Here is a 19,253-nt window from a genome sequence, read left to right on the forward strand (position 1 = left end):
TGAATCAGCCTTGTTTTTTGGTAACAGTTTCGACGATATGCGACGGAGCTGTATTGTATTTTTTGAATTCCATAGAGTAGCTTGCGCGACCTTGGGACATGGAACGAACGTCGGTTGCGTAACCGAACATCTCACCCAACGGAACCTCGGCGCGAATCACTTTGCCGGAAACCGTGTCTTCCATACCCAGGATCATGCCGCGACGACGGTTAAGGTCGCCCATCACGTCACCCATATAGTCTTCAGGCGTAACAACCTCTACCGCCATGATCGGCTCAAGCAACTCACCACCGCCCTTCTGGGCCAGTTGCTTGGTCGCCATGGAAGCAGCCACCTTAAACGCCATCTCGTTGGAGTCGACGTCGTGGTAGGAACCATCAAACACGGTAGCCTTCAGGCCGATCAGCGGATAGCCGGCAACAACGCCGTTCTTCATCTGCTCTTCGATACCCTTCTGGATAGCCGGGATGTATTCCTTAGGAACCACACCACCCACTACTTCGTTCAGGAATTGCAGACCTTCCTGACCTTCGTCAGCAGGAGCAAAACGAATCCAGCAGTGACCGAACTGGCCACGACCGCCGGATTGGCGAACGAACTTGCCTTCAATTTCGCAGCTCTTCGTGATGCGCTCACGGTACGAAACTTGAGGCTTACCGATGTTGGCTTCGACGTTGAACTCACGGCGCATCCGGTCAACCAGGATGTCCAGGTGCAACTCGCCCATGCCGGAGATGATCGTTTGACCAGTCTCTTCATCAGTCTTGACGCGGAAAGATGGATCTTCCTGAGCGAGTTTGCCCAGAGCGATACCCATTTTTTCCTGGTCGTCCTTGGTCTTAGGCTCTACGGCAACCGAAATAACCGGCTCCGGGAAGTCCATGCGAACCAGGATGATTGGCTTGTCAGCGTTGCACAAAGTCTCACCAGTGGTGACGTCCTTCATGCCGATCAAGGCCGCGATGTCACCAGCGCGTACTTCCTTGATTTCTTCACGGGCGTTTGCGTGCATTTGCACCATACGACCCACGCGCTCTTTCTTGCCTTTAACCGAGTTGATCACGCCGTCGCCGGAGGCCAACACGCCCGAGTAAACTCGAACGAAGGTCAAGGTACCCACGAATGGGTCGGTAGCGATCTTGAACGCCAGAGCCGAGAACGGCTCGCTGTCGTCTGCGTGACGCTCCATTTCCTTGGTCTCGTCATCCGGGTCAGTACCCTTGATGGCAGGAATGTCGGTTGGAGCAGGCAGGTAGTCGATAACGGCGTCGAGAACCAGGGGAACACCCTTGTTCTTGAAGGAAGAACCGCAAACAGCCAGAACGATCTCACCAGCGATAGTACGCTGACGCAGAGCGGCCTTGATTTCCGCGTTGGTGAGCTCTTCACCTTCGAGGTACTTGTTCATCAGCTCTTCGCTGGCCTCGGCCGCAGCCTCAACCATGTTGCCGCGCCACTCGTCAGCCAATTCCTGCAGTTCAGCAGGGATAGGCTTGCGAACTGGAACCATGCCTTTGTCAGCGTCATTCCAGTAAACAGCTTCCATGGCGATCAGATCGATCTGACCCTGGAAGTTGTCTTCGGAACCGATAGCCAACTGGATTGGCACCGGAGTGTGACCCAGACGCTGCTTGATCTGACCGATCACGCGCAGGAAGTTGGCACCAGCACGGTCCATCTTGTTTACGTAAACAAGACGTGGAACGCCGTATTTGTTGGCTTGACGCCATACGGTTTCCGACTGAGGCTCAACACCCGAGGTACCGCAAAACACAACGACCGCGCCGTCGAGAACACGTAGGGAACGCTCAACTTCAATAGTGAAGTCAACGTGGCCCGGGGTGTCGATGACGTTAAAGCGGTATTGATCTTTGTGCTGCTTCTCGGAACCCTGCCAGAAGGCGGTAATAGCAGCAGAAGTAATGGTAATACCACGCTCCTGCTCCTGCACCATCCAGTCTGTGGTCGCGGCGCCGTCATGCACCTCGCCCATTTTGTGACTTTTGCCAGTGTAAAAAAGGACGCGCTCGGTGGTGGTGGTTTTACCAGCATCCACGTGAGCAACGATACCAATGTTACGGTAGCGATTAATCGGTGTAGTACGAGCCATAAAGCCCTCGCAAAATTAGTGACGCTAAAATTAGAAGCGGTAGTGCGAGAAAGCCTTGTTGGCTTCAGCCATACGGTGCACGTCTTCACGCTTCTTAACTGCAGCACCTTTACCTTCGGCAGCGTCCAACAGTTCGCCAGCCAAACGCAGAGCCATAGACTTCTCGCCGCGCTTGCGGGCGAAGTCTACCAACCAGCGCATTGCCAGGGCGTTACGACGGGACGGACGAACTTCAACCGGAACCTGGTAAGTAGCACCGCCTACACGGCGCGACTTTACTTCGACCAGCGGAGCGATGGCGTCGAGAGCTTTCTCGAAGATTTCCAGGGGGTCGCTGTTCTTGCGTTCTTTAACCTTCTCCAGCGCGCCATAAACGATACGCTCGGCAACGGCTTTCTTGCCGCTTTCCATTACGTGGTTCATGAACTTGGCCAGGATTTGGCTTCCGTATTTTGGATCGTCAAGCACTTCGCGCTTGGCTGCTACGCGTCTTCTTGGCATGGATAAGCCCTCAAACGGTCTTCAGGTTCGCTCGGAATCGGTGCCCTTTCGGGACGCCTCCGACCTTACTCTTATCGACTCAGAAAAATAGAAAATCAGTTTTTACAAAAAGCCACTACTACTTAGGCTTCTTGGTACCGTACTTCGAACGACCCTGGTTACGACCTTTAACGCCGGAAGTATCCAAAGAACCGCGTACGGTGTGGTAACGAACACCTGGCAAGTCTTTTACACGACCGCCGCGGATCAGCACCACGCTGTGCTCTTGCAGGTTGTGGCCTTCACCGCCGATGTACGAGGAAACCTCGAAACCGTTGGTCAGACGCACACGGCATACTTTACGCAGTGCCGAGTTAGGTTTTTTCGGCGTGGTGGTATACACACGGGTGCATACGCCACGACGTTGCGGGCAGTTCTGCAGCGCAGGCACGTCGGATTTCTCGACGATACGCTTACGCGGCTGACGTACCAGCTGGTTGATAGTTGCCATCTACTAGCTCCACTGTTGTCTTGCGACGCTATTGTCTTGCAAGAAAAGCAAAATGGCAGGAACGAATTCCCGCCAAATTTAGGGGTACAAGAGTCTAAAGAGGATCTTGCCCCCAGTCAAGGCAAGGCCCCGACCTCCCCACTCATCCAACCTCGACAAATTGTCTCGATTCGATGAACGGAATGGCCAGGGCCTTACGCTCATTTACCGCAGAACTCAGTTACCGCTTGAGTTCAGCGCTTCGGTCAGTGCAGCTTCCACTTCACTGGCGCTTACGCGCAACGGTTTGTCAGCATCACGGCGGCGCTTGCGCTCGCTGTGATAAGCCAGACCGGTACCAGCCGGGATCAGACGACCCACGACCACGTTTTCTTTCAGGCCGCGCAGGTAATCGCGCTTGCCGGTTACCGCCGCTTCGGTCAGTACACGAGTGGTTTCCTGGAAGGAAGCCGCCGAGATGAACGATTCGGTGGACAACGACGCCTTGGTGATACCCAACAGCACGCGAGTGAACTTGGAAACGAATTTCTCGTCGCCAGCCAGACGCTCGTTCTCTACCAGAACGTGAGTCAATTCCATCTGGTCGCCCTTGATGAAACTGGAATCGCCAGATTCAGCGATTTCAACTTTACGCAGCATCTGACGCAGGATGGTCTCGATGTGCTTGTCGTTGATCTTCACGCCTTGCAGACGGTAAACGTCCTGGATCTCGTTCACGATGTACTTGGCCAGCGCACTCACACCCAGTAGACGCAGGATGTCGTGTGGATCGCTCGGGCCGTCGGAGATAACTTCGCCGCGGTTTACCTGTTCGCCTTCGAAGACGTTCAGGTGACGCCACTTCGGAATCAGCTCTTCATACGGATCGCTACCGTCGTTCGGGGTAATGACCAGACGGCGCTTGCCTTTGGTCTCTTTACCGAACGCGATGGTGCCGCTGACTTCAGCCAGAATCGAGGCTTCTTTCGGACGACGGGCTTCGAACAAGTCGGCAACACGCGGCAGACCACCGGTGATGTCACGAGTCTTCGAAGTCTCTTGCGGAATACGAGCGATAACATCACCGATCGCGATTTTCGCACCGTCCGCTACACCGACCAGGGCGTTAGCAGGCAGGAAGTACTGAGCAATTACGTCGGTACCCGGCAGCAAGAGATCCTTGCCGTTGTCATCAACCATCTTCACAGCAGGACGGATATCTTTACCGGCAGCTGGACGGTCTTTGGCGTCGAGTACTTCAATGTTGGTCATACCGGTCAATTCGTCAGTCTGACGCTTGATCGTGATGCCTTCTTCCATGCCCACGTAGGTCACGGTACCTTTCATTTCGGTAACGATTGGGTGAGTGTGCGGATCCCACTTGGCCACGATTGCGCCAGCGTCGACCTTGTCACCTTCTTTAACCGAAATCACAGCACCGTACGGCAGCTTGTAACGCTCGCGCTCACGACCGAAGTCATCAGCGATTGCCAGCTCACCGGAACGGGACACAGCAACCAGGCAACCATCCACTCGCTCAACGTGCTTCAGGTTGTGCAGACGGACTGTACCGCCATTCTTCACCTGAACGCTGTCGGCTGCGGAGGTACGGCTTGCCGCACCACCGATGTGGAACGTACGCATGGTCAGCTGGGTACCCGGCTCACCGATGGACTGGGCAGCGATAACGCCGACCGCTTCACCGATGTTCACCTGGTGACCACGAGCCAAGTCGCGGCCGTAGCACTTGGCGCAAATGCCGTAGCGGGTTTCGCAGCTGATCGGCGAACGCACGATCACTTCGTCGATGCTGTTCAGCTCGATGAACTCGACCCACTTCTCGTCTACCAGCGTACCGGCAGGAACGATGATTTCTTCGGTACCTGGCTTGAACACGTCACGGGCAATGACACGACCCAATACGCGCTCACCCAACGGCTCAACAACGTCACCGCCTTCAATGTGCGGAGTCATTACCAGGCCATGTTCGGTGCCGCAATCGATCTCGGTCACAACCAGATCCTGCGCCACGTCTACCAGACGACGAGTCAGGTAACCGGAGTTCGCAGTTTTCAACGCGGTATCCGCCAAACCTTTACGAGCACCGTGAGTGGAGATGAAGTACTGAAGTACGCTCAAACCTTCACGGAAGTTCGCAGTAATCGGCGTTTCGATGATGGAACCGTCCGGCTTGGCCATCAGGCCACGCATACCGGCAAGCTGACGGATCTGCGCAGCAGAACCCCGTGCGCCCGAGTCGGCCATCATGTACATCGAGTTGAAAGACTCTTGATCGACTTCGACGCCATGACGGTCGATGACTTTCTCTTTCGAGAGGTTGGCCATCATCGCCTTGGATACTTCGTCGTTGGCCTTGGACCAAAGGTCGATCACTTTGTTGTACTTCTCGCCCTGGGTTACCAGGCCGGAGGCGTACTGACTTTCGATCTCTTTCACTTCGTCGGTAGCAGCACCGATGATGCGGGCTTTTTCATCCGGGATAACGAAGTCGTTAACACCGATGGAAACGCCGGAAATGGTCGAATAGGCAAAACCGGTGTACATCAACTGGTCAGCGAAGATCACGGTCTCTTTCAAACCAACCACGCGGTAGCACTGGTTGATCAGCTTGGAGATCGCCTTTTTCTTCATCGGCTGGTTGACGACGTCGTACGACAGGCCAGGTGGAACAACCTGGAACAACAGCGCACGGCCGACAGTGGTGTCGACGATACGGGTGTTCTTGACGCTGCCACCATCACGATCGTTGACGGTTTCGTTGATCCGCACTTTGACTTTAGCGTGCAGTGCGGCTTCGCCAGCACGGAACACACGGTCAACTTCTTGCAGATCCGCGAACACACGACCTTCGCCCTTGGCGTTGATCGCTTCACGAGTCATGTAGTACAGACCCAATACAACGTCCTGCGACGGAACGATGATTGGCTCACCGTTGGCTGGCGACAGAATGTTGTTGGTCGACATCATCAACGCACGCGCTTCCAACTGGGCTTCCAGTGTCAGCGGTACGTGCACGGCCATTTGGTCGCCGTCGAAGTCGGCGTTGTACGCAGCACAGACCAGAGGGTGCAGCTGGATAGCTTTACCTTCGATCAGTACTGGTTCAAACGCCTGGATACCCAGACGGTGAAGGGTCGGTGCACGGTTGAGGAGAACCGGGTGTTCGCGGATTACTTCAGCGAGAACGTCCCAAACCTCTGGCAACTCGCGCTCGACCATCTTCTTGGCAGCTTTGATGGTGGTAGCGAGACCACGCATTTCCAGCTTGCCGAAAATGAACGGCTTGAACAGCTCGAGAGCCATTTTCTTCGGCAGACCGCACTGGTGCAGACGCAGGGTCGGACCTACGGTAATTACCGAACGACCGGAGTAGTCAACACGCTTACCGAGCAAGTTCTGACGGAAACGACCTTGTTTACCCTTGATCATGTCAGCCAGGGATTTCAGAGGACGCTTGTTGGAACCGGTGATAGCGCGGCCACGACGACCGTTATCGAGCAGTGCGTCGACAGCTTCCTGCAACATACGCTTTTCGTTGCGCACGATGATGTCCGGAGCGGACAGATCGAGCAGACGCTTCAAGCGGTTGTTACGGTTGATCACTCGACGATACAGATCGTTGAGGTCGGAAGTCGCGAAGCGACCACCATCCAGCGGGACCAGTGGACGCAGATCTGGCGGCAGAACCGGCAGAACGGTCAGCACCATCCATTCTGGAAGGTTGCCGGAACCCTGGAAGGCTTCCATCAACTTCAGACGCTTGGACAGCTTCTTGATTTTGGTTTCGGAGTTGGTTTGCGGAATTTCTTCACGCAGACGGCCAATCTCGTGTTCCAGGTCGATAGCGTGCAGCAGTTCACGGACAGCTTCGGCACCCATGCGGGCATCGAAATCGTCGCCGAACTCTTCCAGCGCTTCGAAATACTGCTCGTCGTTAAGCAGCTGACCTTTTTCAAGGGTGGTCATGCCCGGGTCGATAACGACATAGCTCTCGAAGTAGAGAACACGTTCGATATCACGCAGGGTCATGTCCATCAGCAAGCCGATACGGGACGGCAGCGATTTCAGGAACCAGATGTGGGCAACTGGCGAGGCCAGTTCGATGTGCGCCATGCGCTCACGACGAACTTTGGCCAGCGCGACTTCAACGCCGCACTTCTCGCAGATCACACCACGGTGCTTCAAGCGCTTGTACTTACCGCACAGGCACTCGTAATCCTTTACCGGGCCAAAGATCTTGGCGCAGAACAGGCCGTCACGCTCAGGTTTGAACGTACGGTAGTTGATGGTTTCCGGCTTTTTAACTTCACCGAACGACCACGAACGGATCATCTCAGGCGATGCCAATCCAATACGGATGGCGTCGAACTCTTCGACTTGACCCTGGTTTTTCAGCAAATTCAGTAGGTCTTTCAAGGCCTTTCCTCCTGGCGGAGCAGAGAGCGGGCAATCCTGCCCCGCTCTCGATTCGCGTCACGTGTTATTCGGTTTCCAGATCGATATCGATGCCGAGGGAACGAATTTCCTTGATCAACACGTTGAAAGACTCGGGCATGCCCGGCTCCATACGGTGATCGCCATCCACGATGTTTTTGTACATCTTGGTACGGCCGTTCACATCGTCCGACTTCACTGTGAGCATTTCTTGCAGAGTGTAAGCAGCACCGTATGCTTCCAGTGCCCAGACCTCCATCTCCCCGAAACGCTGACCACCGAACTGCGCCTTACCACCCAGCGGCTGCTGAGTAACCAGGCTGTACGAACCGGTAGAACGAGCGTGCATCTTGTCGTCTACCAAGTGGTTCAGCTTCAGCATGTACATGTAGCCAACAGTAACCGGGCGCTCGAACTTGTTGCCGGTACGGCCGTCGGTCAGCTGCATCTGGCCGCTTTCTGGCAGGTCTGCCAGTTTCAGCATGGCCTTGATTTCGCTTTCCTTGGCGCCGTCGAACACTGGAGTGGCCATTGGAACGCCGCCACGCAGGTTCTTCGCCAGATCCAGGATTTCCTGGTCGGAGAAGCTATCCAGATCTTCGTTACGACCGCCGATCTGGTTGTAGATCTCGTCCAGGAATTTACGAAGCTCAGCGACTTTGCGCTGCTCTTCGATCATCCGGTTGATCTTCTCGCCCAAGCCTTTAGCCGCGAGGCCCAGGTGGGTTTCAAGGATCTGACCAACGTTCATACGCGAAGGTACGCCCAACGGGTTGAGGACGACGTCGACCGGGGTGCCATTGGCATCGTGCGGCATGTCTTCAACCGGCATGATCACGGAGACCACACCTTTGTTACCGTGACGACCGGCCATCTTGTCGCCCGGCTGGATGCGGCGACGGATTGCCAGGTAAACCTTGACGATTTTCAGCACGCCTGGAGCCAGGTCATCGCCCTGCTGCAGTTTGCGCTTCTTGTCTTCGAACTTGTCGTCCAGCAGACGGCGGCGATCAACGATGTAGGCCTGAGCCTTCTCGAGCTGCTCGTTCAGAGCATCTTCAGCCATGCGCAGTTTGAACCACTGACCATGCTCAAGACCGTCGAGAACTTCGTCGGTGATTTCCTGACCTTTCTTCAGACCGGCGCCGCCTTCGGCTTTGTGGCCGACCAGAGCGGAACGCAGACGTTCGAAAGTTGCGCCTTCAACGATACGGAACTCTTCGTTCAGGTCCTTGCGGATCTCGTCGAGTTGAGTCTTCTCGATCGACAGTGCACGAGCATCACGCTCAACGCCGTCGCGGGTGAAGACCTGTACGTCAATGACGGTACCCTTGGTGCCGGTAGGCACGCGCAGGGAGGTGTCTTTAACGTCGCTGGCTTTTTCACCGAAGATGGCACGCAGCAGTTTTTCTTCCGGAGTCAGCTGGGTCTCGCCTTTCGGAGTGACCTTACCAACCAGGATGTCGCCTGCGCCAACTTCAGCACCTACGTAAACGATACCGGCTTCGTCCAGCTTGTTCAGTGCAGCTTCACCCACGTTCGGGATGTCTGCAGTGATTTCCTCTGGCCCAAGCTTGGTGTCACGTGCCACACAGGTCAGTTCCTGAATGTGGATCGTGGTAAAGCGGTCTTCTTGAACAACTCGTTCCGACAGGCAGATGGAGTCTTCGAAGTTGTAACCGTTCCAGGCCATGAACGCGATGCGCATGTTCTGACCCAGCGCCAGTTCACCCATGTCGGTGGACGGGCCGTCAGCCATGATGTCACTACGCTGAACCCGATCACCTTTACGCACCAGCGGACGCTGGTTGATGCAGGTGTTCTGGTTGGAGCGGGTGTATTTGGTCAGGTTGTAGATGTCGACACCAGCTTCACCGGTTTCAACCTCATCATCAGCAACACGAACCACGATACGGCTGGCGTCTACGGAATCGATAACGCCACCACGACGAGCCACGACGCAAACGCCGGAGTCACGAGCTACGTTACGCTCCATGCCAGTACCGACCAGCGGCTTGTCAGCGCGCAGGGTTGGTACAGCTTGACGCTGCATGTTCGAACCCATCAACGCACGGTTGGCGTCATCGTGCTCGAGGAACGGGATCAGCGACGCTGCAACCGAAACTACCTGCTTCGGCGATACGTCCATCAAGGTGACGTCTTCCGGCGCCTTGACGGTGAACTCGTTCAAGTGACGAACAGCTACCAGCTCGTCGATCAGCATTTTCTTGTCGTTCATCGTGGCCGAAGCCTGAGCGATCACGTGATCAGCTTCTTCGATGGCGGACAGGAACACGATCTCGTCGGTGACCAGAGCGTCTTTCACCACACGGTACGGGCTTTCGAGGAAGCCGTACTGGTTGGTGCGCGCATAAGCAGCCAGGGAGTTGATCAGACCGATGTTCGGACCTTCCGGCGTTTCAATCGGGCATACACGACCGTAGTGAGTCGGGTGTACGTCACGAACTTCAAAGCCAGCACGCTCACGAGTCAAACCGCCAGGGCCGAGTGCAGAAACACGACGCTTGTGGGTGATCTCGGACAGCGGGTTGTTCTGGTCCATGAACTGGGAAAGCTGGCTGGAACCGAAGAACTCTTTCACCGCCGCAGCCACTGGCTTGGCGTTGATCAGGTCTTGCGGCATCAGGCCTTCGCTTTCAGCCATCGACAGACGCTCTTTGACCGCACGCTCAACACGTACCAGGCCAACGCGGAACTGGTTCTCGGCCATTTCGCCTACGCAGCGAACACGACGGTTACCCAGGTGGTCGATGTCATCGACGATGCCTTTACCGTTACGGATGTCGACCAGAGTCTTCAGCACTGCAACGATGTCTTCTTTGCACAGCACGCCCGAACCTTCGATCTCGGTACGACCGATACGACGGTTGAACTTCATCCGGCCGACCGCAGACAGGTCATAGCGCTCAGGGCTGAAGAACAGGTTGTTGAACAGAGTCTCGGCAGCGTCTTTGGTTGGCGGCTCGCCTGGACGCATCATGCGATAGATCTCGACCAGCGCTTCCAATTGGTTGCTGGTGGAGTCGATCTTCAGAGTGTCGGAGACGAACGGACCGCAGTCGATATCGTTGGTGTACAGGGTTTCGATGCGAACAACCTGGGACTTGGCGATTTTTGCCAGGATCTCGGTGTTCAGCTCGGTGTTGCACTCTGCCAGGATTTCGCCGGTTGCCGGATGCACGATGACCTTGGCGGTAGTGCGACCCAGGACGTAGTCCAGAGGCACTTGCAGCTCTTTGATCCCGGCTTTTTCCAGCTGGTTGATGTGGCGAGCAGTGATACGACGACCTTGCTCGACAATAACCTTGCCTTTGTCATCCAGGATATCCAGGACAGCAATTTCACCACGCAGGCGGTGAGGCACCAGTTCCAGGCTGAGGTTTTCACCTTGCACGTGGAAGACGTTGGTGGTGTAGAACGCGTCGAGCACTTCTTCAGTGGTATAGCCGAGCGCGCGCAGCAGCACCGATGCAGGCAGCTTGCGACGACGGTCGATACGCACGAATACGCAGTCTTTCGGGTCGAACTCGAAGTCCAGCCACGAACCGCGGTAAGGAATGATACGAGCCGAGTACAACAGTTTGCCGGAGCTGTGCGTCTTGCCACGGTCGTGGTCGAAGAACACGCCCGGGGAACGGTGCAGCTGGGAAACGATTACACGCTCGGTACCGTTGATTACAAAGGTACCGTTCTCAGTCATCAGGGGGATTTCACCCATGTAGACTTCTTGCTCTTTGATGTCCTTGATCGCTTTGTTCGACGATTCTTTGTCGAAAATGATCAGGCGCACTTTTACCCGCAAAGGTACGGCGTAAGTTACACCGCGCAATACGCATTCTTTGACATCAAATGCCGGTTCGCCCAGGCGATAACCGACGTACTCCAGCGCAGCATTGCCGGAGTAGCTGATGATCGGGAAAACGGATTTGAAGGCCGCATGCAGGCCCACGTCGCGGAACTGATCTTTAGTCGCTCCCGCTTGCAAGAATTCACGATACGAATCCAGCTGGATGGCCAGGAGGTACGGCACATCCATGACGTCCGGCAACTTGCTAAAGTCCTTGCGGATACGTTTTTTCTCAGTATATGAGTAAGCCATCAGCGTTCCCCAGCTTGGTCACCTGCTTGTTTGGCCCCTCCCGACGGGAGCAGCCAGAAAATCGTGCAAACCCCATGGTTTGCGCCACCGCATCGGGTGGTTACAGCTCCGTTATCAACACCGACCCAGTCGGCTGCCAATAACGGAAAAAGGCCGGTGGCAAGAGCCACCAGCCATCAGCCTTTCGCTTAACGCTCGGGCTGGAGACGCAAAGTCGATGCTTACTTCAGCTCGACTTTAGCGCCCGCTTCTTCCAGAGTGGCTTTTGCTTTGTCAGCTGCGTCTTTCGAAACAGCTTCCAGAACAACGCCTGGAGCGCCGTCAACTACAGCCTTGGCTTCTTTCAAGCCCAGACCGGTCAGTTCACGTACTGCCTTGATCACGTTAACTTTCTTCTCGCCAGCTTCCAGCAGCATGACGTTGAATTCAGTTTGTTCTTCAACAACGGCAGCGACAGCAGCTGGACCAGCGGAAGCAGCGGCAGCGGAAACGCCGAACTTCTCTTCCATGGCCTTGATCAGCTCAACGATTTCCAGAACGGATTTTTCGCCGATTGCTTCGATGATTTGGTCGTTAGTCAGAGACATGACTATAAATTCCTGTATTGGGGTGACAGCCTACGCGGCCATCGAAATAAACAATAAACGCTGAAAGGAGTCGCTCAGCCTTAGGCTGCGGCAGCTTCTTTCTGGTCGCGAAGAGCCGCCAGAGTACGAGCCAATTTGCTGGTTGCGCCTTGAATCACGCTCATCAGCTGAGAAATTGCTTCGTCACGGGTCGGCAGGCTTGCCAGTACGTCGATCTGATTAGCTGCGAGGAACTTGCCCTCGAACGCAGCTGCCTTGATCTCGAACTTATCCTGACCTTTAGCGAACTCTTTGAAGATACGAGCAGCAGCGCCCGGATGTTCTTTGGAGAATGCAATCAAGGTCGGGCCGGTGAACACGTCGTTGAGCACGTCATATTGAGTGCCAGCAACGGCGCGCTTGAGCAGGGTGTTACGTACAACACGTACGTAAACGCCAGCTTCACGAGCCTCTTTACGGAGTCCGGTCATAGCGCCTACTGTTACGCCACGGGCATCAGCCACGACAGCGGACAGAGCAACTTGGGCAGCCTTGTTGACTTCAGCGACGATGGCCTTCTTGTCTTCAAGTTTAATTGCCACGGGAAAAACTCCTGCTTGTTACCGTTTCATCCAACCGAGGCCAGATGTCGTTTTGGTGTCTGATTCGGTAAGGAACCGGGAGCACCATCTGCGTAGGCTTGAGGTTTAAGACTTGCGTCGCCTACGGTCTTGGATAGCCCCCGCCAGGCAGGGACCCCAATCTTTCAATTGGCACAATCGCTTGCGCCAACCTGTGTCTTACGCGTCGAGCGAACCTTGGTCGATGACCAGGCCTGGACCCATGGTGGTGCTCAGGGTAACGCGCTTGACGTAAATACCTTTCGAGGAAGCTGGCTTGATACGCTTCAGATCAGCGATCAGGGCTTCAACGTTTTCCTTCAGCTTGACGGCGTCGAAGCCAACCTTGCCAACGGAGGTGTGGATGATGCCGTTTTTGTCGGTGCGATAACGAACCTGACCAGCCTTGGCGTTCTTAACCGCGGTAGCTACGTCCGGTGTTACGGTGCCGACTTTAGGGTTAGGCATCAGGCCACGTGGACCCAGGATCTGACCCAACTGACCAACAACGCGCATTGCATCCGGGGATGCGATAACTACGTCATAGTTCAGGTCGCCGCCTTTCATTTCGGCAGCCAGATCGTCCATACCTACACGGTCAGCGCCGGCAGCCAAAGCGGCCTCAGCAGCTGGACCTTGAGTGAACACAGCAACGCGAACGGTCTTGCCAGTGCCGTGTGGCAGCACAGTAGCGCTACGAACGACCTGGTCGGATTTACGCGGATCAACACCCAAGTTTACAGCAACGTCGAACGACTCGCTGAACTTGACGGTCGACAGCTCAGCCAGCAGAGCAGCAGCGTCTACAAAGCTGTAGGACTTGCCTGCTTCGATTTTGCCGGCGATAGCCTTTTGACGCTTGGTCAACTTAGCCATTACACACCCTCCACGTTAAGGCCCATGCTACGAGCGGAACCGGCGATAGTACGCACGGCCGCATCCATATCAGCTGCAGTCAGATCCGCGTTTTTGGTTTTCGCGATTTCTTCCAGCTGAGCACGGGTAACGGTGCCAACCTTAACGGTGTTCGGACGAGCGGAACCGCTAGTCAGACCAGCAGCTTTCTTCAGCAGAACCGAAGCAGGCGTGGATTTGGTTTCGAAAGTGAAGCTACGGTCGCTGTAGACAGTGATGATCACTGGAGTCGGCAGACCTGGCTCAATACCCTGAGTACGGGCGTTGAAAGCCTTGCAGAATTCCATGATGTTCACGCCGTGCTGACCCAGAGCAGGACCAACAGGTGGGCTTGGGTTAGCCTGAGCGGCCTTCACTTGCAGCTTGATGTAAGCGGTAATCTTCTTGGCCATGAGGCACTCCAATTACGGGTTCGAGCGCCTCGAAAGGCTCCCCGGTTACTTGCGCGTTTATCCCAGTGACGACAAAACCCCACAGCCTAGGGCTGCGGGGTTGGGATGCTTGCTCAGCTAGACTTTTTCGACCTGGCTGAACTCTAGCTCTACCGGAGTAGAGCGACCGAAAATGAGCACTGCCACTTGGATCCGGCTCTTCTCGTAGTTAACTTCTTCGACCGTGCCGGTAAAGTCGGCAAACGGACCGTCATTGACACGTACCGACTCACCTGGCTCGAACAACGTCTTCGGCTTGGGCTTGTCGCTACCATCAGCAACGCGACGCAGAATCGCTTCTGCCTCTTTATCTGTGATAGGTGCAGGCTTATCAGCAGTACCGCCGATAAAACCCATCACCCGAGGAGTATCCTTGACCAAGTGCCAAGTCCCCTCATTCATGTCCATCTGAACCAGCACATAACCTGGAAAGAACTTGCGCTCGCTTTTGCGTTTCTGGCCATTACGCATTTCAACCACTTCTTCAGTGGGAACCAGAATTTCGCCGAAGCCATCTTCCATGCCAGCCAGCTTTACGCGCTCTACCAACGAGCGCATGACATGCTTCTCGTAACCGGAGTAAGCATGCACAACGTACCAACGCTTAGCCACGGGACACCCTTAGCCGACAATCAAGGAAACAAGCCAGCCGAGCAGGGAATCAAGCCCCCACAACAGCAACGCCATAACCAGAACAACAGCCACAACAATCAACGTGGTCTGCGTGGTTTCTTGGCGAGTTGGCCATACGACTTTACGAATCTCGGTGCGAGCTTCCTTAACCAGTACAAAGAAAGACTTGCCCTTGACCGTCTGCAGGCCTACAAAGGCAGCTACAGCAGCAATGGCGAGCAAAGCAAGTACGCGGTACAGGATCGGCGAAGCAGAGTAATACTGATTGCCAACAACGCCAACAACCACCAAAGCAACTACTACTAGCCACTTGAGCAGATCGAAGCGAGAGCCTTGAGCTTCAGCTTTAGGAGTCATCTATGAAGATCCTGTGAAAAGAAAGCCAGACACACCAAGTGAATCTGGCAGGTCAGGAGGGAATCGAACCCCCAACCTACGGTTTTGGAGACCGTCGCTCTGCCAATTGAGCTACTGACCTAAAACAAAATCAGGCCGACCATTATGCCGGCCCGAAAAAGACATTACAACAATTTACTCGATAACCTTAGCAACGACACCAGCACCGACGGTACGACCGCCTTCACGAATGGCGAAACGCAGACCATCTTCCATTGCGATGGTTTTGATCAGAGTAACCGTCATTTGGACGTTATCACCTGGCATCACCATTTCAACGCCTTCCGGCAGCTCGCAGTTACCGGTCACGTCAGTGGTCCGGAAGTAGAACTGTGGACGGTAGCCTTTGAAGAACGGCGTATGACGACCACCCTCTTCCTTGCTCAGAACGTAAACTTCAGCAGTGAACTTGGTATGCGGCTTGACGGTCCCCGGCTTGACCAGAACCTGGCCACGCTCAACATCATCACGCTTGGTACCACGCAGCAACACACCACAGTTCTCGCCAGCACGACCTTCGTCGAGCAGCTTGCGGAACATCTCAACACCAGTGCAAGTAGTTTTGACAGTGTCACGAAGACCAACAATCTCAACTTCTTCCTGAATGCGGACAATGCCACGCTCAACACGACCAGTCACAACAGTACCGCGACCGGAGATCGAGAAAACATCCTCGATCGGCATCAGGAACGGCTTATCAATAGCACGCTCAGGCTGCGGAATGTAGCTATCCAGAGTCTCGACCAACTTCTTGACGGCAGTAGTGCCCATCTCGTTGTCGTCTTGACCATTCAGCGCCATCAGCGCCGAACCAATGATGATCGGAGTGTCATCACCTGGGAAATCGTAAGTGCTCAGCAGGTCGCGCACTTCCATCTCAACCAGTTCCAGCAGCTCCGCATCATCAACCATGTCAGCCTTGTTCAGGAAGACAACGATGTACGGAACGCCAACCTGACGGGACAGAAGAATGTGCTCACGGGTTTGCGGCATCGGACCATCAGCGGCCGAGCAAACCAGAATCGCACCATCCATCTGGGCAGCACCGGTAATCATGTTTTTTACGTAGTCAGCGTGACCTGGACAGTCAACATGCGCGTAGTGACGCACAGCCGAATCGTACTCAACGTGAGCGGTGTTGATGGTAATACCACGAGCTTTTTCTTCAGGGGCGCTATCGATCTTGTCGAAGTCAACCTTTGCCGAACCGAAAACCTCGGAGCAGACACGGGTCAAAGCAGCAGTCAGAGTAGTTTTACCGTGATCGACGTGACCAATGGTACCAACGTTGACGTGCGGCTTATTACGTTCGAACTTTTCCTTAGCCATCAAAATCACCCCTAGGAGAAGAATTGAGCAGGTCAAACAAGCCATTAAAACAAAGGCAGATATTTTCATATCTGCCTTGTTATATGGAGCTCTTGAGCGGATTTGAACCGCTGACCTCACCCTTACCAAGGGTGTGCTCTACCAACTGAGCTACAAGAGCGTAACGCTATGCAGGATCTGCAAACTTGGAGCGGGTAGCGGGAATCGAACCCGCATCATCAGCTTGGAAGGCTGAGGTTCTACCACTAAACTATACCCGCGAGCTTGCAGCTCTCGCTAAAAATGGTGGAGGGGGAAGGATTCGAACCTTCGAAGTCGTAGACGTCAGATTTACAGTCTGATCCCTTTGGCCGCTCGGGAACCCCTCCTAAGCGAGCCGGCATTCTATATCATGCCAGCCTTCTGTCAAGCATTTTCTCATTAAAAACCTGAGGTTAGCTGCGTTGACATCACTTTGCGGTGTTAACCATTAAAGGTCTTCACTGCGAAGCGGGCGCCATTCTATGCAAACTATTCGGCGGGTGCAACCCCCTCGCATGGCATTATTTTATGTTTTAACTCATTGAATTCTCTAGAAAGGTTTTTCAGCTGCGAGTCATCCAGCCAACGGCGGCTTTCTGGTGCCACACGCACCCAATAACCATCAGACCCGGCGGGAGGCCTCAGCAAGGACTCGAACTTGATTTCCATGCCACTCAATCGCCGCTCAACCGCCTGAGCCGCCTCCTGACGAGTAAAACCGCCAAGATAGAGGCATCCCTCGTCTGCCTGGGCAGGCTTTCCTTTATCACGAGCCGCGTCAGTCGTTTCACTCAACAAGCGAATATCCTGCTGCGCCCCCCTATACAAATTCAAAGGGGTTACATCCTTCGCACGCAGAGGAGCCTCCTGTTGGTGCCAGATGTAATAAAACACATTGAGAACAAGCAGCAGCAAAAACAACCAACGCATAAAAACCTCACGACAAGGGACACGCCATAGCCAAACCTACAAACACCAGATCAGGAACCACCCTGGCCTCAGGCACGATCTCGGAAACCAGGTCTGCATCTCCTCCTGTGAGGAACACAGCAAAATCATCCCCCCAATAGCTACGCGCCAACTCCAGCTGTGTCAGGACAAAGCCTCTCAGCATCAACGAGCATCCCCGCTCGACTGCTTCGACAGTTGTCCGACCAGGCACAAGACGCTCCAGAGCGCGCTCAGCTGCTAGATCGCCATAACGAATTCTACGGGTGTGGGTACGCAACTGGTTTCGCATCAGAGGCATTCCCGGGCATATAAATCCTCCGAGGTGCTCTCCATCCCTAGAGATGAAGTCCGCAGTAACAGCCGTACCAAAATCAAGCACAAGGCACGCACCCGAAGCCAGCTGGAACCCCCCAAGCATCGCCAGCCAACGGTCAAGCCCTAACCGCTCGAACTCCTCATAACCATTACGAACCCCGGACATTTCGCGGGACGGCGCTGCACATACCACCGACACACCAAAAGCCTCTGTCAGCAGAGAAATCAGTGCACTGGTTTCTTCGGCAGTCCTGACACTGACCAACCGACAAAACTTGAGAGCGAGACCCTTGAGCGCTTTCAAGCTCTCCAGCAAAGCGAGATCCGAATCAACGACGCCCTCGCCAACCACCCACCGAACATCCGCGTCGAGCACACGCCACTTGATAAAACTGTTTCCGCAGTCGAGCTCAAGAATCATCACGCAACCTCAGACTGAGCTCACCACCACTAAAGACTTTTTCCACACCACCCACCTTCAAGCGCAGAGCACCCTGACTATCAATACCCAGCACTTCGCCATCTATATGGTTAACACCTGCGATCAACGACACGGCCCGGCCCTGCCAGAGATGATTTTGCTCCCACTCTGCCTGGATAGCTGAAAATCCGTCGACTTGATGACGAGACAGATATGCCTGGAGCGTCGCACCCAACGCCCCGACCAAGTGATTTCGATCAAACACCTTGCCCGACTCTAGCCGCATGGACGTCCACTGCTGATCTACCTCATCGGTAATCTGCATGTTCACATTAATTCCCACACCCAGCACAACGTGACACACATCAGCAGGATCCCCCACCAGCTCGAGCAATATCCCGGCTATCTTCTTCTGACCAACCAGTACATCGTTGGGCCACTTCAATCCAGCCCCCGAAATACCGAGCTCTCGCAGGGCCTGCATGACGGCAAGCCCAACAACAAGACTCAAGCCTTCCAGCTGACGCATTCCACCTTCAATACGCAGCACGAGGCTGTAATAGATGTTTTCCGCGAATGGACTCACCCATTTACGTCCGCGCCGCCCACGACCTGCAGTTTGCCGTTCGGCAAGCACCAGAAAGGGTGCCGCCTGCCCCCGCTCTATGGCGCGCAAGGCCTCGGCATTAGTGGAGTCAATTGAATCGAAAACCAGGATGGGCCAATCACAAGAAGGCGCCTGCTCTCTTATCTCGACAGGATCAAGCAGCGTCAATGGCGCAGCCAGTTGATAGCCGCGACCCCGCACCTTATGAATGGATAATCCCAGCTCAGCTTCTAAATGCTGAAGCTGCTTCCAAACGGCACTACGACTGACACCCAAGGCGACGCCCAAGGCCTGACCCGAATGGAATCGGCCATCTTTAAGAAGCTTTAACAATGTCAGCATGCAAGTCTCGCCTCACAATGAGGCCCGCATGATAGCCATGCCCTGCGCCAT

The 19,253-nt window shown here is 54.8% G+C and carries 15 protein-coding genes and 4 tRNA genes; all 19 read right to left on the reverse strand.

Annotated elements, in window-relative coordinates:
* Positions 1 to 4: 4 nt before the first annotated feature.
* The 19 genes from fusA to birA all read right to left on the reverse strand — a co-directional run bounded on the left by fusA (position 5) and on the right by birA (position 19,202).
* The gene (fusA, locus tag ACMXYI_RS03880; protein ID WP_033059466.1) at positions 5 to 2,110 is read right to left on the reverse strand and encodes an elongation factor G; all 2,106 of its coding nucleotides are present in this window, start codon (positions 2,108 to 2,110) and stop codon (positions 5 to 7) included.
* A 30-nt stretch (positions 2,111 to 2,140) separates the two neighbouring features.
* Positions 2,141 to 2,611, reverse strand: coding sequence for a 30S ribosomal protein S7 (gene rpsG, locus ACMXYI_RS03885; RefSeq protein WP_002555493.1), 471 nt, complete (start codon positions 2,609 to 2,611; stop codon positions 2,141 to 2,143).
* 118 nt (positions 2,612 to 2,729) lie between these two features.
* On the reverse strand, positions 2,730 to 3,101 hold the full coding sequence (gene rpsL / locus ACMXYI_RS03890; RefSeq protein WP_002555494.1) for a 30S ribosomal protein S12: 372 nt from the start codon (positions 3,099 to 3,101) through the stop codon (positions 2,730 to 2,732).
* 216 nt (positions 3,102 to 3,317) lie between these two features.
* The gene (rpoC, locus tag ACMXYI_RS03895; RefSeq protein ID WP_007896632.1) at positions 3,318 to 7,517 is read right to left on the reverse strand and encodes a DNA-directed RNA polymerase subunit beta'; all 4,200 of its coding nucleotides are present in this window, start codon (positions 7,515 to 7,517) and stop codon (positions 3,318 to 3,320) included.
* A gap of 64 nt (positions 7,518 to 7,581) precedes the next feature.
* A complete protein-coding gene (rpoB, locus tag ACMXYI_RS03900; RefSeq protein WP_095131480.1) occupies positions 7,582 to 11,655 on the reverse strand; it encodes a DNA-directed RNA polymerase subunit beta in 4,074 nt (1,357 codons plus the stop codon).
* A gap of 221 nt (positions 11,656 to 11,876) precedes the next feature.
* Positions 11,877 to 12,242 carry a 50S ribosomal protein L7/L12 gene (gene rplL, locus ACMXYI_RS03905; RefSeq protein ID WP_008145490.1) on the reverse strand — a complete coding sequence of 122 codons (366 nt, stop codon included), beginning with the start codon at positions 12,240 to 12,242 and terminating at the stop codon, positions 11,877 to 11,879.
* Positions 12,243 to 12,322: 80 nt separating this feature from the next.
* The gene (rplJ, locus tag ACMXYI_RS03910) at positions 12,323 to 12,823 is read right to left on the reverse strand and encodes a 50S ribosomal protein L10 (RefSeq protein WP_010467255.1); all 501 of its coding nucleotides are present in this window, start codon (positions 12,821 to 12,823) and stop codon (positions 12,323 to 12,325) included.
* A 198-nt stretch (positions 12,824 to 13,021) separates the two neighbouring features.
* Positions 13,022 to 13,717, reverse strand: a complete 696-nt coding sequence (gene rplA, locus ACMXYI_RS03915) for a 50S ribosomal protein L1 (RefSeq protein WP_415771754.1) — start codon at positions 13,715 to 13,717, stop codon at positions 13,022 to 13,024.
* Entirely contained in the window at positions 13,717 to 14,148 is a 432-nt protein-coding gene (gene rplK, locus ACMXYI_RS03920; RefSeq protein ID WP_003210097.1) for a 50S ribosomal protein L11, read from the reverse strand. Before rplK ends, rplA begins: the two co-directional genes overlap by 1 nt.
* A gap of 117 nt (positions 14,149 to 14,265) precedes the next feature.
* Entirely contained in the window at positions 14,266 to 14,799 is a 534-nt protein-coding gene (nusG, locus tag ACMXYI_RS03925) for a transcription termination/antitermination protein NusG (RefSeq protein WP_007896622.1), read from the reverse strand.
* 9 nt (positions 14,800 to 14,808) lie between these two features.
* Complete coding sequence (gene secE, locus ACMXYI_RS03930) at positions 14,809 to 15,177, reverse strand: preprotein translocase subunit SecE (protein ID WP_008145488.1); 369 nt, start codon at positions 15,175 to 15,177, stop codon at positions 14,809 to 14,811.
* Positions 15,178 to 15,222: 45 nt separating this feature from the next.
* Positions 15,223 to 15,298 (reverse strand) — tRNA-Trp (locus ACMXYI_RS03935).
* Positions 15,299 to 15,351: 53 nt separating this feature from the next.
* Positions 15,352 to 16,545 (reverse strand): elongation factor Tu, encoded by a 1,194-nt coding sequence (gene tuf / locus ACMXYI_RS03940; protein WP_007896619.1) that lies wholly within the window; start codon positions 16,543 to 16,545, stop codon positions 15,352 to 15,354.
* 84 nt (positions 16,546 to 16,629) lie between these two features.
* Positions 16,630 to 16,705, reverse strand: a tRNA-Thr gene (locus ACMXYI_RS03945).
* A gap of 26 nt (positions 16,706 to 16,731) precedes the next feature.
* A tRNA-Gly gene (locus ACMXYI_RS03950) sits at positions 16,732 to 16,805 on the reverse strand.
* A gap of 23 nt (positions 16,806 to 16,828) precedes the next feature.
* Positions 16,829 to 16,913: transfer RNA gene (locus ACMXYI_RS03955), tRNA-Tyr, on the reverse strand.
* A 142-nt stretch (positions 16,914 to 17,055) separates the two neighbouring features.
* Positions 17,056 to 17,496, reverse strand: coding sequence for a hypothetical protein (locus ACMXYI_RS03960; RefSeq protein WP_415771756.1), 441 nt, complete (start codon positions 17,494 to 17,496; stop codon positions 17,056 to 17,058).
* A gap of 7 nt (positions 17,497 to 17,503) precedes the next feature.
* Positions 17,504 to 18,253 (reverse strand): pantothenate kinase, encoded by a 750-nt coding sequence (locus ACMXYI_RS03965; RefSeq protein WP_415771758.1) that lies wholly within the window; start codon positions 18,251 to 18,253, stop codon positions 17,504 to 17,506.
* Positions 18,243 to 19,202, reverse strand: coding sequence for a bifunctional biotin--[acetyl-CoA-carboxylase] ligase/biotin operon repressor BirA (birA, locus tag ACMXYI_RS03970; protein WP_415771760.1), 960 nt, complete (start codon positions 19,200 to 19,202; stop codon positions 18,243 to 18,245). The genes ACMXYI_RS03965 and birA overlap by 11 nt, the downstream gene beginning before the upstream one ends.
* Positions 19,203 to 19,253: the final 51 nt, after the last annotated feature.

The sequence above is a fragment of the Pseudomonas lyxosi genome (assembly GCF_047758685.1).
GTDB lineage: Bacteria > Pseudomonadota > Gammaproteobacteria > Pseudomonadales > Pseudomonadaceae > Aquipseudomonas > Aquipseudomonas lyxosi.

What these genes read in the sequence shown, in the direction of transcription:
- rpsL (WP_002555494.1), bottom strand. Translation starts at nt 3,101, where the DNA reads ATGGCAACTATCAACCAGCTGGTACGTCAGCCGCGTAAGCGTATCGTC.
- ACMXYI_RS03965 (WP_415771758.1), bottom strand. Translation starts at nt 18,253, where the DNA reads ATGATTCTTGAGCTCGACTGCGGAAACAGTTTTATCAAGTGGCGTGTG.
- ACMXYI_RS03960 (WP_415771756.1), bottom strand. Translation starts at nt 17,496, where the DNA reads ATGCGTTGGTTGTTTTTGCTGCTGCTTGTTCTCAATGTGTTTTATTAC.
- birA (WP_415771760.1), bottom strand. Translation starts at nt 19,202, where the DNA reads ATGCTGACATTGTTAAAGCTTCTTAAAGATGGCCGATTCCATTCGGGT.
- rplK (WP_003210097.1), bottom strand. Translation starts at nt 14,148, where the DNA reads ATGGCCAAGAAGATTACCGCTTACATCAAGCTGCAAGTGAAGGCCGCT.
- fusA (WP_033059466.1), bottom strand. Translation starts at nt 2,110, where the DNA reads ATGGCTCGTACTACACCGATTAATCGCTACCGTAACATTGGTATCGTT.
- rpsG (WP_002555493.1), bottom strand. Translation starts at nt 2,611, where the DNA reads ATGCCAAGAAGACGCGTAGCAGCCAAGCGCGAAGTGCTTGACGATCCA.
- rpoB (WP_095131480.1), bottom strand. Translation starts at nt 11,655, where the DNA reads ATGGCTTACTCATATACTGAGAAAAAACGTATCCGCAAGGACTTTAGC.
- secE (WP_008145488.1), bottom strand. Translation starts at nt 15,177, where the DNA reads ATGACTCCTAAAGCTGAAGCTCAAGGCTCTCGCTTCGATCTGCTCAAG.
- rplL (WP_008145490.1), bottom strand. Translation starts at nt 12,242, where the DNA reads ATGTCTCTGACTAACGACCAAATCATCGAAGCAATCGGCGAAAAATCC.
- tuf (WP_007896619.1), bottom strand. Translation starts at nt 16,545, where the DNA reads ATGGCTAAGGAAAAGTTCGAACGTAATAAGCCGCACGTCAACGTTGGT.
- rplA (WP_415771754.1), bottom strand. Translation starts at nt 13,717, where the DNA reads ATGGCTAAGTTGACCAAGCGTCAAAAGGCTATCGCCGGCAAAATCGAA.